Below are 16,419 nucleotides of genomic sequence, written 5' to 3' on the forward strand. Positions count from 1 at the left end.
GGTCACAGGGTGCCGCCGAGGAGGATGCCGGCGGTCGCGGCGGTGACGGAGACGACGAGCATTCCGAGACCGTTGATCGCGGCGGCGGTGATGCGGCCGCTGCGGGCGAGGCGGACGGTTTCGAAGCTGGCGGTGCTGAACGTGGTGTAGCCGCCCATCACCCCGGTGCCGAGGACGGCGACCGGCACCGCGCCGAGGTGGGTGGCGGCGCCGACGGTGATCCCCAGCAGCAGCGACCCGGTGATGTTGATCGTCAACGTGCCGACAGGGAGCCGGAACTCTCGGCCGGTGTTGATGAGCCCGTCGAGGAGGAACCGGCCGGCAGCGCCGGCACCGCCGCCGAGGGCGACGGCGAGGACCAGGAGCGGGCTCATGCTTCCTCCGTGCGGGGTCGGAACCAGCCGGCGACGACGAGACCGACCGCGGTCGCGATCGCGCCGGACAGGACGGTTAGGAGTGCGTAGCCGGTGCCGGCGAGGCCGTGCCCGTCGAGGAACAGGGCGGCGGTGGACTCGGCGAGGGTGCTGTAGGTGGTGAACCCGCCGAGGACCCCGGTGCCGAGGAGCAGCCGCAGCACGCGTCGGCGGCCGGCGTCGGGCCCGCGGTGCGCGAGCGCTTCCAACAGCACACCGAGGGCCAGCGCTCCGGTGATGTTGATCCAGAAGATCGACCAACTCACCCCGCCATCGGCGGGAAGCAGGCCGCTGATGACGTCGCGGAGGGCAGTGCCAGCGGTGCCGCCGACTGCGACGAGGCCGACGTACCGCCACCGCAGATGCACCGGCCGCATGGTCGTTGCGGGGTCGGAGACGTCGACGTCGGGGTCGGAAGGGAGCTGGTCGTCGGGCATCGGGGTGTCCGTTCGGGTGGTCATGTTCCGCCTTCTGCCGCGACCAGCGCCGCGGCGTGCTGTGCTGCTACCGGATCGAGGAACGCCCCACCCCGAGGGACGAGAGCACCCGTCGGGGCGAGGTGGTACTGCACGGGTTGCCCGGTCGGCAGGTTGAGCTGCTCGAGCTCCGGGTCGGTGAGGTCGTCGATGCATGCGCAGAGTGCGCGGAGCGAGTTCCCGTGCGCGACGACGAGGACGCTCCGCCCTGACCGCACCATCGGCAGGAGCCGGTCGTGCAGCACGGGACGGACCCGCTCGATGACGTCCGAGAGCGCCTCGGTGCGTCGGAGGGCACCGTCGGGCAGGCCGTGCAGCGCGGAGCTCGACCGCAGTTCCTCCCACAGCTGCAGCGACATCGGTGGCGGTGTGCCGGTACGGGACCTGCGGAGCCGCATGTACTCGTCGTCACCGAGCGTGTGACGGGCGTCGGTCTTCGTCATCCCGGTCAGGGCGCCGTAGTTGCGTTCGTTGAGCTGCCACACCGCTTCCGTGGGCAGCTGCGTCCCGAGGGCGTCGCAGACCAGTTCGGCGGTGCGGACGGCACGGCGCAATGTGGAGGTGACCACGACGTCCGGCGTGATGTGGTTCGACCGGAGGAGCCATCCGGCTGCGGACGCTTGCCGTCGTCCGTGGGGCGTGAGCGGGACGTCGAGGAGCCCGGTGAAGGTGCCGGCTTCGTTCGCGGTGCTCTCCCCATGCCGCAGGAGCGTCAGCGTGCCAGTCACGGGGCTTCCGACGGGAGGAGGACGGTGGCGCCGACCGGGTCGTGCGGGACGACCAGCACCGGCCGGTGCTGCTGATGCGTCAGATGCGCGGCGACGGACCCGGTGAGCAGTTCCGCCATCCGGCGTCGGCCAGCCTGGGATCCGACGACGATCATCACCGCGTCACGTTCCTCAGCCACCGCAGCGAGTGCGTGACTCGGATCTCCGACCCGGGAGAGAATCTCGACGCCCACTGACCGCGCCGCAGCAAGACCGTGAATGACCCGCACGTCATCGTCGGGAAGCTGCTGCGGGTCGCTGTCCGCCGTGTCCGGGTCGATCGGTTCGATGATCTCCGACCCGTCCGCACGCATCCCCGCTGACAGCAGCGCCGGATCGACGACCACACACACCATCGGGGCGCTGAAGCGTTCAGCGACGGCAGCCGCGACACCGACGACGTCGTGCGCCTGCCCGGACTGCACACCGACGACGACAACACCGGCAGTGTTCGATTCGACCATGACATCTCCCTACCTCAGGCGTGCAGAAGCGCGACCAGCTGAGATAGGGACTGTTGTCGACGAGTGTCGAGGTTGGGTCCGGCAAGCCCCACTGCCGGGTCCGAAGACACCACCAGTATGCACCCACCACCCCATGCCCGCACCGACGATCTTCCGCACCTCGAGAACCGGTCCGCTTCGTGACGCGGGACGACAGGGAAAGAAGCTTGAAGGGCGACACTGAGCGGAGCTGCTCACAGCTGCGGACCGCGTCGAAGTGCCCGAGTGTCCGGTTGACGACCGCCTATCGGGACGGGGTGAGGGATGTGACACAGATACAGAAGGGGTCAACCCTCCACCCACACGTCTGCACGACCACCAGACCGGCACTGCAGATCTGCTCCGAAACGGACATCAGTCCATTGCAGGTCGATGGGTTCTTCGTGCAGGCGGAGCCCGCCTGCGTCGAACAGCGCGATCCGTCCGGGACCATCAGGTGTTCTGTCGAATGTCACCACCCACGCTTCGCCGTTCCGCGTCCTCGTCGATTCGTCGATTGTCGGAGTGCATCCAGAGCCCGCGCACAGTGCGACGGCGTGCACCTCGCCCGACGACTCCGGGACGTGGATCGAGACGGGATTCGGCTGGTCGTAGTCAGGGCAGGTCGAATCCGGAGTGATTGAGCAACCTGCGAGAGCTGAGACGCCGATGCCGAGCGCCAGGGTGATCAGGAACTTCCTGCCACTGCCGAGCATGTGTCGACCCTAGGGCGTGTTGATCAAGAGGTTCCGCTCCTCGGTGGGTGAGTCTTGAACGGTGACGCGACAGGAGATCTCTGACGAGGTGTGAGCCGTGATGGAGCCGTTGATGCCGACGGTGACCGGTCGGTCGCGGCCGTGGACGGATCACCGGCTCGCTATCGAGGGGATGGCGTGGAAGTACCGGACCGGTGCGCCGTGGCGTGACGTTCCGGAACGGTTCGGGAAGTGGAACTCGATCTACAAGCGGTTCAACCGGTGGGCCGGGGACGGCACCTGGCAGAAGCTGCTCACCGAGGTGCAGAAGCAGGCCGACGCCGCTGGGGAATTCGACTGGGTCGTCTCGATCGACTCCACGATCGCGCGCGTGCATCAGCACGGCGCGACCCTCGCCCGGGACACAGGGGGCTGTGCCGAATCACAAGAATCCGTGGTCCGAGCCGCCTGATCACGGGATCGGACGCTCCCGCGGCGGGCTGACGACCAAACTGCACCTGGTCTGCGACGGCCGCGGCCGGCCGCTGAGCATGATGATCACCGCCGGGAACATCAACGACACCACGATGATGAGCGCGGTGCTGGAGAACATCCGCGTTCCCCGCGACGGGAAGGGCCGCCCCCGCACCCGCCCCGACCGGGTGCTCGCCGACAAGGGGTACCCCTCAAGGGCGAACCGCGCCTGGCTCCGCGACCGGAGGATCGCGGCGACCATCCCCGAGCGGGACGACCAGATCGCGCACCGCCGCAAGAAGCCGGGCCGGCCGATCGCTTTCGGCGACAAGCAGAAGGAACGCTACAAGGGACGCAACGTCGTAGAACGCTGCTTCAACCGTCTCAAGCAGTGGCGCGGCATCGCGATGCGCTCGGACAAACTCGCCCGCAACTACCGAGCCGCCGTCAGCCTCGCCGCGGCGCTGATCTGGATCAAGACCGATCTCCGCTGAGCGCTTCGCGCTCCTGCAGCGTGCGCTCAAGCTGTCCCACCGTCGGCGCACCCGCAAAGCCGCGCTCGGTCAGATAGACCCTGCACGCCAAGTCGGAAGTGTTCCCCTGGGACGGGAACAAGTCCTGACCGTCCAGAAGAATCGTGGGCGAGCCCGCGAAACCAGAGCTCACCGCCTCAGCCTCGGTGCGGATCAACACGAACTCCACCGGAACATCGCCCCGTCCGATCGAGTCGAGCACCAGCCGTACTCGATCGCCCGCCTCCTGCCAATTCGGGCAATCCTCGATATGCAGCACCTGGATCTTCACACGCCCATTCTCCCGCGCAACTCGCGGCGGCTGGTCACCCCGCACCTTCTTGATCAACACGCCCTAGCGGGGTAGTGGTACGGCGCCCAGTTAACGATCGGCTATCGGGACCCAGTTCTGTGTTGCTGCTGAGTCACCGTGACGGTCTGCGGAGCGTGTCGGATGGTCGTTCTCCGAAGGTTTCGGCGTAGTAGCTGGCGAATCGTCCGAGGTGTCCGAAGCCCCAGCCTCGTGCGACGTCTGCGATGACGGTCGTTGGGGCTTCGCCGGCGACGAGCTGTGCACGGACTCGGTGGAGTCGGATCTGGCGGAGGAAGGCCATGGGGGTGGTGTCTGCGTGGCGTTGGAAGGCTGCTTGCAGGGCGCGGGCGTTGATGCCGGCCGCCTGAGCGACGTCAGTGCTGGTGATGCGTCGATGAGCGTTGGCGACCATCCACTCCTGCGCAAGGCGCATCGTCGCTGGGCCGTCGTGGAACGCGATCTCGACGTCGGGGGTGGCGTGGAAAGCGTCGACTGCTGCTTCCGCGACAAGCATGTTCACAGCCGCTCATCGCCACCGGTCCGTTCCGGAGTGCAGCAGCTCGGGTGCTGCCGCACGAATCACCTGTCTGAGACGCTCTATCTGTTCCGGGTCGGGGAGGTTCCGGAACTGCAGCGAACCGGGGATTGCGCCGAGCTGGGCCGCGGCGACGTTCTCGAGGAAGGTGCCGTCGAAGCGGATCATGTGCTGGGTACCTGGCGCAGCGTTGAACTCGAACGGTCGACCCGATGGGTACATCACGGGCACGTTCGGTGGCATCGCGATCGCGTCTCGCGTATCGACGTCGAGGACGATGCCCGGGGTGGTGGTCCAGGCGAGGATGTAGGTGCCGTGTTGGCCGATGGTGCCCCATCGATTCGCGTCGACAGCGGATGTGCCCAGCGTGAGCTCGTCGTCGTCGCCGACGGCGCGGTACCGCCATGTGAATCCGTCGGCGGTGGGCTTGCCGATGTGAATGTCCTGGCTCGCGTAGACGTCTTCGTAGAACGCGACCGCTTCGTCGACATTCGTGCCTCGGCGGTCGACGGCGACTGGGGGCAGCTTGTCCGACGGCATCCGCGAGTCAGTATGCCGCCAACCGCTGACGGTACTTCGCAGCAATCTCAGCCCGCGCCTGCTCTGCAGTCAGGTCGCCTGCATGCCGAAGCGCAGACGGCGGCTCGTCTTCACCATGACGCCGTAGGTCGAGATGGAGCGACGGTTGACGGTACACAGGTCCTTTGCTGCTCCCCCGGGAGCCGCTACAGCTCTTCATGGCACCTCTGGTGTGGATGCTCATCTGCGGTGCCGAGCATCGGGACCGGTTGGGGGAAGGGCGCTGATTCTCCAGCGCGCATCCGTGAGGAAGTCTTGCGCGGCGAGGTCGCCTGCGTCCTCGAGGGCGTCCTCCGGCGCTGGCTCCAACAGGACCGGGATCGCCGGAGCGAGCATGACCTGCACCGTCACCGGTAGTCCAGCATCATCAACGGTCGGCACTGCGACGGTGTCAGCGACCGCGGCTTGCGCCAATGACGCGCTGTAGGCCAGCACCACTTTGCCGACCATGTCGCTGACGAGGATGCGGGTATGCCCGTAATGGAGGTACTGCACGATCAACCGCTCTCGCCGCGGGACAAGGCGGGTTGAGAAGACGGCGATTACGAAGATCATCCCCGACGCATCCAGTCCAACGACGCTCCTGAAGCGTACGCGCCGCTCCCGGAGGCACACCCAACGGTGTCCCTCAGACGCGGGCCGAGGAGACTCGGCCAGGCCGATTGTGCTTGACCTCTGTTCAGTTTCGAGTCACGCTCATTATAGCGGGCGATCGGATCAGGGCGTCCGCTCAAGGCCGGGCGCTTTCCAGACTCACCACCTGTCGAGCGCCCGGTCCGGGCCAGCCAGGCGACGCGCACGAGTGTCCCAGCTCACCTCCGATCAGTCAGATCCTTCACATGGATGACTCGACCGCGTCACGGGCGCCTTCACGATCAACGCAGTGACCCTGCTTCACAAGCGAGGCGTCCGGTGGACCATCGGCTATCGAGGCCCGGGGCAGCGCGACTGAGGGAGGTGTCCCCACTTCAGGGTGGCGTGTCGCCGTGGGAGCGGTGGTAGGCCAGGGCTGTGTGATGGATCCGGCCCACCACCGCATCGTGTCGTTCAGGGCTTGAGGACGACCTTGGTCCAGCCGTCGTCGCGGGCGTCGAAGTGCCGGTAGGCGTCCGGGGCGTCCTCGAGCGACAGGTTGTGGCTGACGATGAATGACGGCGACGCCTTACCGGCGGCGATCAGGTCGCGGAGCTGGCGGTTGTACCGCTTCACCGGCGCCTGACCGGTGCCCATGTGCTGGCCCTTGAAGAAGAACGTGCCGTAGTCCAGCGCGATCTGTCCCTTCTTCGCCAGCTCGTCAGACGCACCCGGGTCCTCCGGCAGGTACACACCGACCACGCCGATGCCGCCCGTGAAGCGGACCGAGGCGATGAGCCGGTTCAGCACGAGGTTGGGCTGCTCGTTGCCCTGGCCGTCGTGCGCCTGGTACCCGACGGCTTCGATGCCGCGGTCGGCTCCGAGGCCGAGGGTCGCGTCGAGGACTGTCTGCACGGGATCGACCTTCGAGTCGTCGACGGCGATCGCACCGATCGACTCGGCGAGCCGGAGCCGGTCGGCCTGACGGTCCACGACGAAGATCCGCGACGCACCCTTGATCGATGCCGACAGGGCGGCCATCAGTCCGACGGGCCCGGCCCCGTAAACGACCACCGTGTCGCCCGGCTGCACCCCGGCGAGCTCGGCGCCGTGCCAGCCTGTCGGGAAGATGTCCGACAGCATGGCGTAGTCGTTCTCCTTCTCGATGGAGTCCTCGCCCAGTCGGAGCGCGTTGTAGTCCCCGAATGGGACGCGCAGCAGCTCCGCCTGGCCGCCTCGGTAGGGGCCCATGTCCGCGTAGCCGTACGCAGCACCGGCAGCGGCCTTGTTCGGCTGCATAGTAAGACAGAAGCTCGACCAGCCCCGCTCGCAGTTCTTGCAGAACCCGCACGCCACGTTGAAGGGGAGGACCACGCGGTCACCGACCTGCACCTTCTGCACGCCGTCACCGACCTCGACCACGGTGCCCAGGTTCTCGTGCCCGAACACGCTGCCGGGCTCGATGTCCGTCCGGCCCTCGTACATGTGCAGGTCCGATCCGCAGATGTTCGTCGCGGTGATCTGCACTAGGACGTCGGTCGGCTGTTCGATCCGGGCATCCGGGACGTCCTGGACGCTGACGTCGCGGGGTCCGTTGTACACAACTGCTCGCATGCTTGCTCCGTTCGGGTCGGCGGCACCGTCATCTATGCCGCATCACTGCGGACGGTACGCCGAGCAGGTTGCAAGGAATGTGGAGGGCGTCAACCACGCCGATGAGCATCCGACTGCGAGTAGATCCCAACACGGGTGGGACGAGACATCCGAAGCCGGGAGAAAGCACACTTTCCGTGGTCGACACTTCGGGCGTCAACGCCGGGCCTCTACTGTGCGATGTCCACCAACGAACCCCCAACCCGGTTCGACGGCTCGACAGATGCCATGCTCGCTTCCACCCCCGCTGAGACGTTTCGAGAAGAACTATTGCCGGAACGGACCCGGCAGGCGCCGCTCGGCAACGCAGCATGGCGTTGCGTCGCCACCTGGCGACGGCTCGGCGGGGCGCGATCGTCTCGTGCGTTGGCGGACTACGGGAGCTTGGACGCGAGGACGTCGGCCGCCAGGATCTCGGGTGCTGCGCTGAGGAGGTGCTGGTTGGCCATCAGGGCTGCGACGATGGCGCCGTTGGCGTGGGCGTCGCGAGCGGCCTCGTCGGGGAATGCATCGAAGATCCAGAAGGTGTCGGCGTGGGTCCTGACCGCGAACCAGACAATCGTTCCTACTTCTTCGTTGGCGAGTGCGACAGCGCCGGCGAGCAGATCGGCGAGCGCGTCGTGCTGTCCATCGGCCGCGACGATCTTGGCGACGAAGGCATACGGAAGTGATGCGGGTGTGGACATGAGGGCCTCTCCTAGGTGTCGAGGTTTCTTGGTGAAGGGACCTCAGCGTATGACGAGTGAGGGCCGGTGGGGAGTGGCGTATACGGCAGCATTGCTATTGTTTACGTCATGCGTATCGGACTGATCGCGATCGACGGCTGCTTCGGTTCGGCCATTGCGTCGATCATCGACATCGTGCGGATGGCCGACGGAGCCCGCGGCGATGTCGACCCGCGGATCGACCCGATCGAACTCGCCATCCTCGGACCGAAACGGCGAGTGACCACGACGGCATCGATGACCCTGTCGGTGGACCACCCGCTGTCGGAGTCCGGAGAGTTCGACGTGGTCGTCGTCCCTGCGCTTGGAACCCTTACGGCCGCCGCTACCAACGACGCCCTCCAGAGCCGAGATGCTCGTTCGGTCATCGCCTCGCTCGGGCGCCTCGACGAGGCGACCACCCGGATCGCCGCGGCGTGCACCGGCGTGTTCGCCGTCGCCGAGACCGGACGGATGCATCGTCGGCAGGCGACGACCAGCTGGTTCCTGGGGCCGGAGTTCCTGAAGCGCTATCCGACCGTCGCCCTCGATCTCGACACCATGGTCGTGGTCGATGGGAACCTCGTCACCGCCGGCGCCGCCTTCGCCCACATCGACCTCGCGCTCTCACTCGTGCGATCGATCAGCCCCGACCTGGCCCAACATGTCGCCAAGCTCCTCATCATCGACGAGCGCCCGTCGCAGGCGGCCTTCGTCGCCTACGAACATCTCCGGCACGAGGACCCGATCGTCGTCGAGTTTGAACGCTTCGTGCGCGCCCGCCTGGATGAACCGTTCAACGTCGCCTTCGTCGCGCAGTCGCTCGGTACCAGCCGGCGCACCCTCGAACGACGAGTCCGTGCGGCGCTCAACCTCACTCCGCTCGGCTTCGCCCAACGGCTTCGCACGGAACGAGCTCGGCACCTCTCAGCAACCACGGACCTCACCTCCGCCGAGATCGCGCTACGGGTCGGCTACGCGAACGCCGAGACTCTGCGCTCCCTCCTGCGCAGGGAGCGACGCCGTTCCTGACCTATCGCCATGCCTTAGAACCACCTCTCAGTACGTCGCGTCGACGCTCCTGCGTCGCCCCTGCACGACCCACTCGACACGCCCGCAGCACAGGCATGCGACGTGTCGCGGCTTCCCGGGCGGTCGGGGTTGGGCGGCTGTGATGTCGCTGCGTTCTCGTTGAGAGGATCATGGATATGCCGGGTGCGCCTCGGGCCCGCCACGATCGTCCTCGCTACGGAACAACACCGCCTGAGTCGTCGACACCCGATCGCGGCCGCGTCGGCCACTCTTACGAATCAGGTGGTCTTGCCACCACGCCCGGAGGTCGCGCTCGTCTCGGTACTGACGTTCTCGCCGCTGGAGAGCACCTTGGACTTTCTCGCCGAGCTTCTTCGCCGCTCGTGTGCGGTAGTCAGGCCGTGGTCTCCGCCAGCTTGCGGCTGAAACGACCACGAGGGCGTGCCGGCGGAGACTTGTGAGCGCGGCGCGTTCGGCCCCGGGAGAGTCCTGCACGCTCAGCCACTGTGTGGACGGCGTTCTCCGTGGTGGTCAGGCTCTCGTATCTCCTGCGAGCTGTGGGGCCGAGTCCTGCGCGGGTGAAGACGTCGTGTCGTCCTGCGGTGAGCCGATCACCCAGCGCTTCCAGCAGTGCTGCTGTGTCAACAACCTTTTTCGGCGTCCGTGTCGCCGTGGACCGGGACGGCTCGGAGTGGCTGTAGCCACCACTGCACCGAGCAGTCACCAGGATGAAACGCACCCCGATCGGTCACCGGGTACCGCGGTACCCATGAGGGCGACCGCGATGCGTGGGTTCTACCGCAGTCGCCGCGAGGACTCGGGGAAGCCGAGGATGATGCGGCGCTCGGGGTCAAGGCGGGTGAGCATCGCGGCCGCGATCTTGCCGAGCTGCGCCACTTCCTCTTGCGTGAGGGCGTCAAGTGCGAAGTGGCGAACGGCGTTGACGTGACCTGGGGCTGCGTCGACGACCTTCTGCCAGCCGACTTCGGTCAGGTTGACGTCGGTGGCGCGGCGGTCCTCGGGGCACGGGGTCCGCTCGACGAAGCCAGCCTTCTCGAGCCTGTCGAGCACCCTCGACAACCGAGGGAGGGTCGCGAACGTGTGCGCTGCGAGTCGGCTGGTCCGCAGCTTCCGACCCTGGGCTTCGGAGAGCATCGCGAGCGTGAAGTAGTCGAAGTGGGTCAGGCGCTCGTCAGTCGTGAGCTGCAGGTCGAGCGCGGCCGGTAGGAGCTGCAGCACGGCCGCGAACTGCAACCACGACTCGCGCTCGTCGTCAGAGAGCCACCGGACGTCTTCCGCCATACCCGGAGCATACCCGTCGGTTGTACACACAACCGTTTCGGACAGGGGTCTCCTGGGTCGATCGCGGCTGCCGCAGCGCCGGCCGGACCGTGCCGGGGCGAATCGTTCGGCAAAATCACTTGTAGATGCAACCAACCGGTGCTACCGTCACCACTTGTAGGCACAACCAATCAGCGAGAGAGTGAGACGACCATGACGAACGTCACCATCTTCGGCAAGGGCAACATGGGCTCCGCGATCGGCGGCATCTTCGCCGCTGGCGGCGCATCCGTGCAGCAAATCGACAACGAGACCCCCACCACCACGATCCAGGGCGACATCGTCGTCCTCGCCGTGCCGTACCCGGCGCTGCGCGAGATCGTCGGCGCGTACGGCGACCAGCTCGCCGGCAAGACCGTGGTCGACATCACCAACCCGCTGGACTTCGAGACCTTCGACTCCCTGGTCGTCGACGCGGACTCCTCCGCGGCCGCCGAGCTTGCGGCTGCGCTGCCGCAGTCGGCCGTCCTCAAGGCGTTCAACACGAACTTCGCCGCCACCCTGGCGAGCAAGCAGGTCGGCCCGAACGCGACCACCGTGCTCGTCGCCGGCGATGACGCCGCTGCGAAGCAGGCGTTCGTCGCGGCCGTCACGGCCGGTGGGGTGCAGGCGACCGACGCCGGTTCGCTGCGTCGCGCCCGTGAGCTCGAGGCGATCGGTTTCCTCCAGCTGACCCTCGCTGCCGGCGAGAAGATCAGCTGGACCGGCGGCTTCGGGATCGTGGCCTGAGATGCCCATGACCCAGAACGCTCTGACCGGCGACGACGTTCTGGCCGCCGCGACCCGCATGGGCGCGGTCACGCTCCTCGTGGCGGACCTCGATCGGATGACCTCGTACTACCGTGACGCTGTAACGCTGACCGTCCTCGAACAGGCGTCGGGTCGGAGCGTTCTGGGACGCGGCACCACCCCGATCGTCATCCTGGAGCACGTCCCAGGCCTCAAGCACGCCGCTCCGAAGTCGGCGGGCCTGTTCCACACCGCCGTCCTGTTCGAGACCGAAGCCGACCTCGCCACCGCCGTGTACTCGATCGCGACCCGATACCCGAACACCTTCACGGGTAGCTCGGACCACCTCGTCAGCAAGGCCTTCTACTTCGACGACCCCGAGGGCAACGGCGTCGAGCTGTACTGGGACCGCGACCGCACCCAGTGGAGCTGGACCCACGGGCGCGTCGAGATGAGCACGCTCAACCTCGACCCGAACGAGTTCCTGCGCAGCTCCCTCGACGAGACCGCAGTCGCGACCGCTGCGGATCGCCCCGCGAGCATCGGCCACGTCCACCTCAGCGTCGGACGCGTCGACGCGGCCCGCGAGTTCTACGTCAACGAGCTCGGCTTCGAGACAACCGCCGAGCTCGGCAACAGCGCCCTGTTCGTCAGCGCCGGCAAGTACCACCACCACATGGCGATGAACACCTGGAACAGCGCCGGCGCCGGCCCTCGCACCCCGGGGCTCGGCCTCGGACTCGTGCGCATCATCCTGCCGGGCGCGGACGACCTCGGAGCCCTCGGTGAACGCCTGGACCACTTCCGGGTCGCGACCGCCGACGACGGTCACACCCTGCGGTTCGACGACCCGTGGTCCAACAAGATCGAGGTCACCGCGGCCCAGCCGTAGTCGGCCCGGACGACCCACGGCCGTCCCAGTTCAGCAGCAGTCCACCAGCACGCGACCGCACGAGCGGTCAGAGGAGGAACCATGAAGATCACCGTCACCGGCGCCACCGGCCACCTCGGCCGCCTGGTCGTCGAGCACCTGCTCGCCCGCGGCGTCGCCGCGTCCGACATCACCGCGACCGGCCGCGACGAGTCCAAGCTCGCCCCGCTGGCCGAGCGCGGCGTCCGGACCGTGGCGTCCGACTACGACGACGCTGCGAGTCTCGATGCCGCGTTCGCCGGCACCGAAACCCTCGTGCTCGTCTCCAGCAGCGCCGTCGGCCAGCGTCTCAGCCAGCACACCAACGCGCTCCGCGCCGCCGAGCGCGCCGGCGTGCAGCACATCGTCTACACCAGCGCCCCGCACGCGGACACGTCGACCCTGGTCCTCGCATCCGAGCACAAAGCCACCGAGGAGCTGCTCGCCGCGTCGTCGATCGAGACCACCGTGCTGCGGAACAACTGGTACAACGAGAACTACGAGCAGGCCTTCGGCCAGGCGGTGTCGACCGGCACGTACCTCGCCAGCACCGGCACCGGCAAGGTCGCCTCCGCAGCCCGCTCCGACTACGCCGAGGCCGCCGCCGTCGTGGCGTCCACGGGCCTGCACCGCGGGAAGACGATCGAGCTCGCCGGGAACACCTCGTGGGACGGCGACGAGTTCGCTGCCGTTGTGTCCCGGGTCACGGGCCGTGACGTGCGCTACGAAGCGGTGTCGACGGAGCAGCACCGGGAGATCCTCCTCGGCGCCGGCCTCGACGAGCAGTTGGTCGGCTTCCTGGTCACCCTCGACGGCGACATCGCCCAGGGTCTGCTCGACGGACCGTCCGACGTGCTCTCGAGTATCATCGGCCACCCGACCACAAACCTCGAGCAGACGGTCACCGAGTGGAACGAGCAGAACGCCACAGCGTGACCGCTTCCGTACTGAGCCCCTGAGATCCGTGACCCGAAACGGATCTCAGGGGCTCTGTTGTGCGTGCGATGGAGGATCGTCTATTGAGACAGTGGCCCGGGCTTATCGTGTGTGACCTCACATGCTTGCTGTGACACCCAATTCCTTACGGCGGAGCAAGCTCGAACACCGATGGAGGAGGTAGCGGTGTTCGTGCTGCAGGCGATTGGTGACGCGTTGGCTGCGGCTGGCTCGATGGGGTGGGAGATCCTCTGGCCCCTCGTACTCGGCTTCACCCTGTCCGGCATCATCCAGGCCGTCGTCCGGACTGACCAGATCACCAAGCTGATGCGCGACGACTCGCCACGCGCGATCAGCGTCGCGACCGGGCTCGGCGCGCTGTCATCGTCGTGCTCCTACGCCGCGGTCGCGCTCGCGCGTGCCCTGTTCCGGAAGGGCGCGAGCCTGTCATCCGCGATGGCGTTCGAGGTGGCGTCGACGAACCTCGTCGTCGAGCTCGGGCTGATCCTGGCGTTCGTGATGGGGTGGCAGTTCACCATCGCAGAGTTCGTCGGCGGGCCGATCATGATCATCCTCATCGCCCTCGGGTTCCGGCTCTGGATGCGCAGCAAGATCCTCGACGCCGCCCGTGAGCAGGCCGACAAGGGCCTCGCCGGATCGATGGAGGGGCACGCGGCGATGGACATGTCCGTGCAGGGCGATCAGTGGTTCTGGCGACGGCTGTTCTCGAAGCCTGGGCTGACGAGCGTGTCGCAGTACTTCGTCATGGACTGGGCGTCCGTGCTCCGCGACATCATCATCGGTCTGCTCATCGCCGGCGCGTTCGACGCGTGGGTGCCGAACGCGTGGCTGCAGGCGGTGTTCTTCGAGGGGCATCCGACGTTGGCGTTCATCATCGACCCGATCATCGGCCCGGTGCTGGCGATGGTGAGCTTCGTCTGCTCCGTCGGGAACGTGCCCCTCGCCGCGGTGCTGTGGAACGGCGGGATCAGCTTCGGTGGGGTGATCAGCTTCATCTTCGCGGACCTGATCATCATCCCGATCATCGTCATCTACCGGAAGTACTACGGCTGGAAGGCAGCCCTCCGCATCACCGGGATCTTCTACGGGGCGATGGTCCTCGCCGGCTACGCCGTCGAGCTGCTGTTCACCCCGCTAAGCCTGATCCCGACGAATCGGCATCTGAGCATCGTGACGACCTCGATCAGCTGGAACTACACGACCTGGCTCAACATCGTGTTCCTGCTGATCGCCGCGTTCTTGCTCGTCGTGTTCATCCGCAGCGGCTCCTGGTCGATGCTGCGAATGATGAAGGGCGCACCCGACGACGGTGGCCACGACCACGCCGCACACGAGCACTCACACGCCTGACAGCATGCCGCGATCGAGCTAACCCGCGGACCGGTCAGTGGTGGCCGTGGACGACGGCGTGGCCGAGACCGCGGCTGATCATCCACCGGTTCACGGGCGTGGTGATCACGAACGCGATCGCGAGGGAGAACAGCAGCGCCGTCCAGAACAGCCAGTCGCTGAGTTGCGCGTCCATCGCACCGGGGATCGCAACGATGACGGTGTTGTCGATCAGCTCCATGACGGCGATCGATACGGTGTCCGCGGCGAGAGCGACCTTGAACGCGGCTCCCAGGGTCAGGCCCGACTTGATGACGCCGCGCATGGTGAGGGCGTAGCCGAAGATGAACGCGAGGACGATCGACAGGACGATCGTGCCGGCGTTGTGGAAGCCGGCAGCGGTACCGATCACCATGCCGAGGACCTCGCCGATTGCGCAGCCGGTCAAGCAGTGCAGCGTCGCTTGCGCCGCCATCGACCACGTCGTCGCCCCGTGACCACCGCCGTGGCCGGCGTGCTCGTTCCCGCTCATCTGGTGGTGCTCGTGCGTGTCCATGCTGCTCCGATCCGACGCCGCTGACGCCAACAGTTCACGTATACCCCTGGGGGGTACCATGCGCTGTAACGCTGAACCTTCCGCCGTGTTCCCGATTCGTCCGGTCGCGGCGGGTTCGGTGTGAATCCGGACACCAGGTTGCCGCCGCCCGCGGGGTACCGCACCATAGAAACGCTCACTCCACCCGTCTGCTCGAAAGACTGATGCTCACCACCACCGCCACCCCGCGTCGCCGACTGCTATTGCAGGCCACGGCGACGCTGGCATTGCTGCTGCTGGTCGGGTTCACGGTCCTGATGCACACGATGGCCGGGCACACCGCCGACCACGAGCATCCGATGGCGGCTCCCGCTGCCGCGGCCGAGCACGGCCATGTCGCGGCCGCCGGCCACTCCGAGCACGCGGCTCCTGCGACTGCGGTGATGACCGTCCTCACCGATGCGGGTTGCGACAGCGGCCTGTGTGCGCTGATGTGCTCGCTGATGGGGATGGCGTGCGCGCTGACGATCGCGCTGTTCACGTGGGCGCTGCTGCGCGCACGGACCGGCGGCATCCTCTACCTGATCGCGCGGCTGCTCGCGCTGGCTGACCGGCTGCCGCGCCGCATCGCGGCACCGAAACCGCCATCACTGACGGCGTTGCAGATCATCCGCATCTGATCCGCCCCCAGCGGGATCCCACCCCCGATGGGTGGCCTCCGCATGCCCAGAACCGGGAGGCGTCCGCCTGCCCGGAACGCCTGACGCATTCACGGGAACGGAAGATCATGCACACCACCACCACGCGCACGCTCGCGATCGCTGCCGCACTGACCCTCGGCCTCACCCTCGCCGGCTGCTCCACCAGCAATAGCGGCTCCGACGCGGGCTCGTCGTCCTCGTCGACGTCGGCGGCGTCGGCGCACAACGACCAGGACGTGATGTTCGCGCAGATGATGCTGCCGCACCACAAGCAGGCCGTCGAGATGAGCGACATGCTCCTCGCCAAGGGCTCCGGCGTCGATACCGACGTCGCTGGACTCGCGAAGCAGATCAAGGCCGAGCAGTCCCCGGAGATCAACCAGCTCACCGGTTGGCTCAAGGGTTGGGGCGAGCCGGTCGAGTCGGAGCACTCCGGGATGGGGCACTCCATGTCCGGGATGATGTCCGACTCCGACATGACCGACCTCGACCAGGCGTCCGCGAAGGACGCCGGGAAGCTCTACCTCGAGCAGATGATCCAGCACCACAAGGGCGCCGTCGACATGGCCAAGACCGAAGTCGACAAGGGCAAGAACACCGACGCCATCGCGATGGCGAAGTCGATCGTGTCCAGCCAGACCGAGCAGATCACCCAGATGCAGGACATGCTCGCGTCCCTCTAAAGCCCCGGCGTGGGTCGCGGCAGGCT

General features: G+C 67.1%; 21 protein-coding genes. 8 read left to right on the top strand and 13 right to left on the bottom strand.

The window, feature by feature from the left end:
• Window positions 1-2 precede the first annotated feature (2 nt).
• The 5 genes from Q9R28_RS05680 to Q9R28_RS05700 form a co-directional block, all read right to left on the bottom strand.
• Window positions 3-374, bottom strand: coding sequence for a CrcB family protein (locus Q9R28_RS05680; RefSeq protein WP_251160802.1), 372 nt, complete (start codon window positions 372-374; stop codon window positions 3-5).
• A complete protein-coding gene (locus tag Q9R28_RS05685; RefSeq protein ID WP_311205646.1) occupies window positions 371-874 on the bottom strand; it encodes a CrcB family protein in 504 nt (167 codons plus the stop codon). The genes Q9R28_RS05680 and Q9R28_RS05685 overlap by 4 nt, the downstream gene beginning before the upstream one ends.
• Window positions 871-1,617 carry a 2,3-diphosphoglycerate-dependent phosphoglycerate mutase gene (locus tag Q9R28_RS05690; protein WP_251155647.1) on the bottom strand — a complete coding sequence of 249 codons (747 nt, stop codon included), beginning with the start codon at window positions 1,615-1,617 and terminating at the stop codon, window positions 871-873. Before Q9R28_RS05690 ends, Q9R28_RS05685 begins: the two co-directional genes overlap by 4 nt.
• A complete protein-coding gene (locus Q9R28_RS05695; protein WP_175324845.1) occupies window positions 1,614-2,120 on the bottom strand; it encodes a universal stress protein in 507 nt (168 codons plus the stop codon). The genes Q9R28_RS05690 and Q9R28_RS05695 overlap by 4 nt, the downstream gene beginning before the upstream one ends.
• Window positions 2,121-2,446: 326 nt before the next feature.
• On the bottom strand, window positions 2,447-2,854 hold the full coding sequence (locus tag Q9R28_RS05700; RefSeq protein ID WP_311205647.1) for a hypothetical protein: 408 nt from the start codon (window positions 2,852-2,854) through the stop codon (window positions 2,447-2,449).
• A 100-nt stretch (window positions 2,855-2,954) separates the two neighbouring features.
• Here Q9R28_RS05700 and Q9R28_RS05705 point away from each other — a divergent pair.
• Window positions 2,955-3,801, top strand: a protein-coding gene (locus tag Q9R28_RS05705) for an IS5 family transposase (protein WP_311205842.1) whose coding sequence is annotated in 2 segments (ribosomal slippage) — window positions 2,955-3,260 and window positions 3,262-3,801 — 846 coding nt in all. Because the reading frame shifts where the segments join, the coding sequence is not laid out codon by codon here.
• Here Q9R28_RS05705 and Q9R28_RS05710 read toward each other — a convergent pair.
• From Q9R28_RS05710 to Q9R28_RS05735, 6 genes are all read right to left on the bottom strand, one after another.
• A complete protein-coding gene (locus Q9R28_RS05710; RefSeq protein ID WP_311205648.1) occupies window positions 3,782-4,111 on the bottom strand; it encodes a hypothetical protein in 330 nt (109 codons plus the stop codon). The two genes, Q9R28_RS05705 and Q9R28_RS05710, sit on opposite strands and share 20 nt — an antisense overlap.
• A 133-nt stretch (window positions 4,112-4,244) precedes the next feature.
• The gene (locus Q9R28_RS05715) at window positions 4,245-4,646 is read right to left on the bottom strand and encodes a helix-turn-helix transcriptional regulator (protein WP_311205843.1); all 402 of its coding nucleotides are present in this window, start codon (window positions 4,644-4,646) and stop codon (window positions 4,245-4,247) included.
• Between the two features lie 12 nt (window positions 4,647-4,658).
• Complete coding sequence (locus Q9R28_RS05720; RefSeq protein WP_311205649.1) at window positions 4,659-5,207, bottom strand: hypothetical protein; 549 nt, start codon at window positions 5,205-5,207, stop codon at window positions 4,659-4,661.
• Between the two features lie 219 nt (window positions 5,208-5,426).
• Window positions 5,427-5,801, bottom strand: coding sequence for a hypothetical protein (locus Q9R28_RS05725; RefSeq protein WP_311205650.1), 375 nt, complete (start codon window positions 5,799-5,801; stop codon window positions 5,427-5,429).
• Window positions 5,802-6,293: 492 nt separating this feature from the next.
• On the bottom strand, window positions 6,294-7,433 hold the full coding sequence (locus tag Q9R28_RS05730) for a glutathione-independent formaldehyde dehydrogenase (protein WP_311205651.1): 1,140 nt from the start codon (window positions 7,431-7,433) through the stop codon (window positions 6,294-6,296).
• A gap of 413 nt (window positions 7,434-7,846) precedes the next feature.
• Window positions 7,847-8,158: a putative quinol monooxygenase gene (locus Q9R28_RS05735; RefSeq protein WP_027020518.1), complete on the bottom strand. Its 312-nt coding sequence runs from the start codon at window positions 8,156-8,158 to the stop codon at window positions 7,847-7,849.
• 108 nt (window positions 8,159-8,266) lie between these two features.
• Between Q9R28_RS05735 and Q9R28_RS05740 the strand changes: the two genes are divergently transcribed.
• On the top strand, window positions 8,267-9,208 hold the full coding sequence (locus Q9R28_RS05740) for a helix-turn-helix domain-containing protein (RefSeq protein WP_311205652.1): 942 nt from the start codon (window positions 8,267-8,269) through the stop codon (window positions 9,206-9,208).
• 795 nt (window positions 9,209-10,003) lie between these two features.
• Here the strand turns inward: Q9R28_RS05740 and Q9R28_RS05745 are convergent.
• Window positions 10,004-10,510, bottom strand: coding sequence for a MarR family transcriptional regulator (locus tag Q9R28_RS05745; RefSeq protein ID WP_311205653.1), 507 nt, complete (start codon window positions 10,508-10,510; stop codon window positions 10,004-10,006).
• Between the two features lie 192 nt (window positions 10,511-10,702).
• Between Q9R28_RS05745 and Q9R28_RS05750 the strand changes: the two genes are divergently transcribed.
• From Q9R28_RS05750 to Q9R28_RS05765, 4 genes are all read left to right on the top strand, one after another.
• On the top strand, window positions 10,703-11,278 hold the full coding sequence (locus Q9R28_RS05750; RefSeq protein WP_311205654.1) for an NAD(P)-binding domain-containing protein: 576 nt from the start codon (window positions 10,703-10,705) through the stop codon (window positions 11,276-11,278).
• 7 nt (window positions 11,279-11,285) lie between these two features.
• A complete protein-coding gene (locus Q9R28_RS05755) occupies window positions 11,286-12,170 on the top strand; it encodes a VOC family protein (RefSeq protein WP_311205655.1) in 885 nt (294 codons plus the stop codon).
• Between the two features lie 81 nt (window positions 12,171-12,251).
• Window positions 12,252-13,124 (top strand): SDR family oxidoreductase, encoded by an 873-nt coding sequence (locus Q9R28_RS05760; protein WP_311205656.1) that lies wholly within the window; start codon window positions 12,252-12,254, stop codon window positions 13,122-13,124.
• Window positions 13,125-13,295: 171 nt separating this feature from the next.
• A complete protein-coding gene (locus tag Q9R28_RS05765; RefSeq protein WP_311205657.1) occupies window positions 13,296-14,495 on the top strand; it encodes a permease in 1,200 nt (399 codons plus the stop codon).
• 34 nt (window positions 14,496-14,529) lie between these two features.
• Here the strand turns inward: Q9R28_RS05765 and Q9R28_RS05770 are convergent, their stop codons facing one another.
• Entirely contained in the window at window positions 14,530-15,030 is a 501-nt protein-coding gene (locus tag Q9R28_RS05770) for a DUF4396 domain-containing protein (protein WP_066651481.1), read from the bottom strand.
• A gap of 203 nt (window positions 15,031-15,233) precedes the next feature.
• On the opposite strand from Q9R28_RS05770, the gene Q9R28_RS05775 reads away from it, so the two are divergent.
• Complete coding sequence (locus Q9R28_RS05775) at window positions 15,234-15,689, top strand: hypothetical protein (RefSeq protein ID WP_311205658.1); 456 nt, start codon at window positions 15,234-15,236, stop codon at window positions 15,687-15,689.
• A gap of 107 nt (window positions 15,690-15,796) precedes the next feature.
• The gene (locus Q9R28_RS05780; RefSeq protein WP_311205659.1) at window positions 15,797-16,393 is read left to right on the top strand and encodes a DUF305 domain-containing protein; all 597 of its coding nucleotides are present in this window, start codon (window positions 15,797-15,799) and stop codon (window positions 16,391-16,393) included.
• Window positions 16,394-16,419: the final 26 nt, after the last annotated feature.

This window comes from Curtobacterium sp. BRD11 (assembly GCF_031844345.1).
GTDB lineage: Bacteria > Actinomycetota > Actinomycetes > Actinomycetales > Microbacteriaceae > Curtobacterium.

Excerpts from the sequence above, each read along its gene's own strand:
- Q9R28_RS05755 (WP_311205655.1), top strand. The coding sequence starts at position 11,286 with ATGACCCAGAACGCTCTGACCGGCGACGACGTTCTGGCCGCCGCGACC.
- Q9R28_RS05700 (WP_311205647.1), bottom strand. The coding sequence starts at position 2,854 with ATGCTCGGCAGTGGCAGGAAGTTCCTGATCACCCTGGCGCTCGGCATC.
- Q9R28_RS05760 (WP_311205656.1), top strand. The coding sequence starts at position 12,252 with ATGAAGATCACCGTCACCGGCGCCACCGGCCACCTCGGCCGCCTGGTC.
- Q9R28_RS05680 (WP_251160802.1), bottom strand. The coding sequence starts at position 374 with ATGAGCCCGCTCCTGGTCCTCGCCGTCGCCCTCGGCGGCGGTGCCGGC.
- Q9R28_RS05780 (WP_311205659.1), top strand. The coding sequence starts at position 15,797 with ATGCACACCACCACCACGCGCACGCTCGCGATCGCTGCCGCACTGACC.
- Q9R28_RS05720 (WP_311205649.1), bottom strand. The coding sequence starts at position 5,207 with ATGCCGTCGGACAAGCTGCCCCCAGTCGCCGTCGACCGCCGAGGCACG.
- Q9R28_RS05715 (WP_311205843.1), bottom strand. The coding sequence starts at position 4,646 with ATGCTTGTCGCGGAAGCAGCAGTCGACGCTTTCCACGCCACCCCCGAC.
- Q9R28_RS05725 (WP_311205650.1), bottom strand. The coding sequence starts at position 5,801 with ATGATCTTCGTAATCGCCGTCTTCTCAACCCGCCTTGTCCCGCGGCGA.
- Q9R28_RS05685 (WP_311205646.1), bottom strand. The coding sequence starts at position 874 with ATGACCACCCGAACGGACACCCCGATGCCCGACGACCAGCTCCCTTCC.
- Q9R28_RS05770 (WP_066651481.1), bottom strand. The coding sequence starts at position 15,030 with ATGGACACGCACGAGCACCACCAGATGAGCGGGAACGAGCACGCCGGC.
- Q9R28_RS05765 (WP_311205657.1), top strand. The coding sequence starts at position 13,296 with ATGGAGGAGGTAGCGGTGTTCGTGCTGCAGGCGATTGGTGACGCGTTG.
- Q9R28_RS05740 (WP_311205652.1), top strand. The coding sequence starts at position 8,267 with ATGCGTATCGGACTGATCGCGATCGACGGCTGCTTCGGTTCGGCCATT.
- Q9R28_RS05750 (WP_311205654.1), top strand. The coding sequence starts at position 10,703 with ATGACGAACGTCACCATCTTCGGCAAGGGCAACATGGGCTCCGCGATC.
- Q9R28_RS05735 (WP_027020518.1), bottom strand. The coding sequence starts at position 8,158 with ATGTCCACACCCGCATCACTTCCGTATGCCTTCGTCGCCAAGATCGTC.
- Q9R28_RS05695 (WP_175324845.1), bottom strand. The coding sequence starts at position 2,120 with ATGGTCGAATCGAACACTGCCGGTGTTGTCGTCGTCGGTGTGCAGTCC.
- Q9R28_RS05745 (WP_311205653.1), bottom strand. The coding sequence starts at position 10,510 with ATGGCGGAAGACGTCCGGTGGCTCTCTGACGACGAGCGCGAGTCGTGG.
- Q9R28_RS05730 (WP_311205651.1), bottom strand. The coding sequence starts at position 7,433 with ATGCGAGCAGTTGTGTACAACGGACCCCGCGACGTCAGCGTCCAGGAC.
- Q9R28_RS05775 (WP_311205658.1), top strand. The coding sequence starts at position 15,234 with ATGCTCACCACCACCGCCACCCCGCGTCGCCGACTGCTATTGCAGGCC.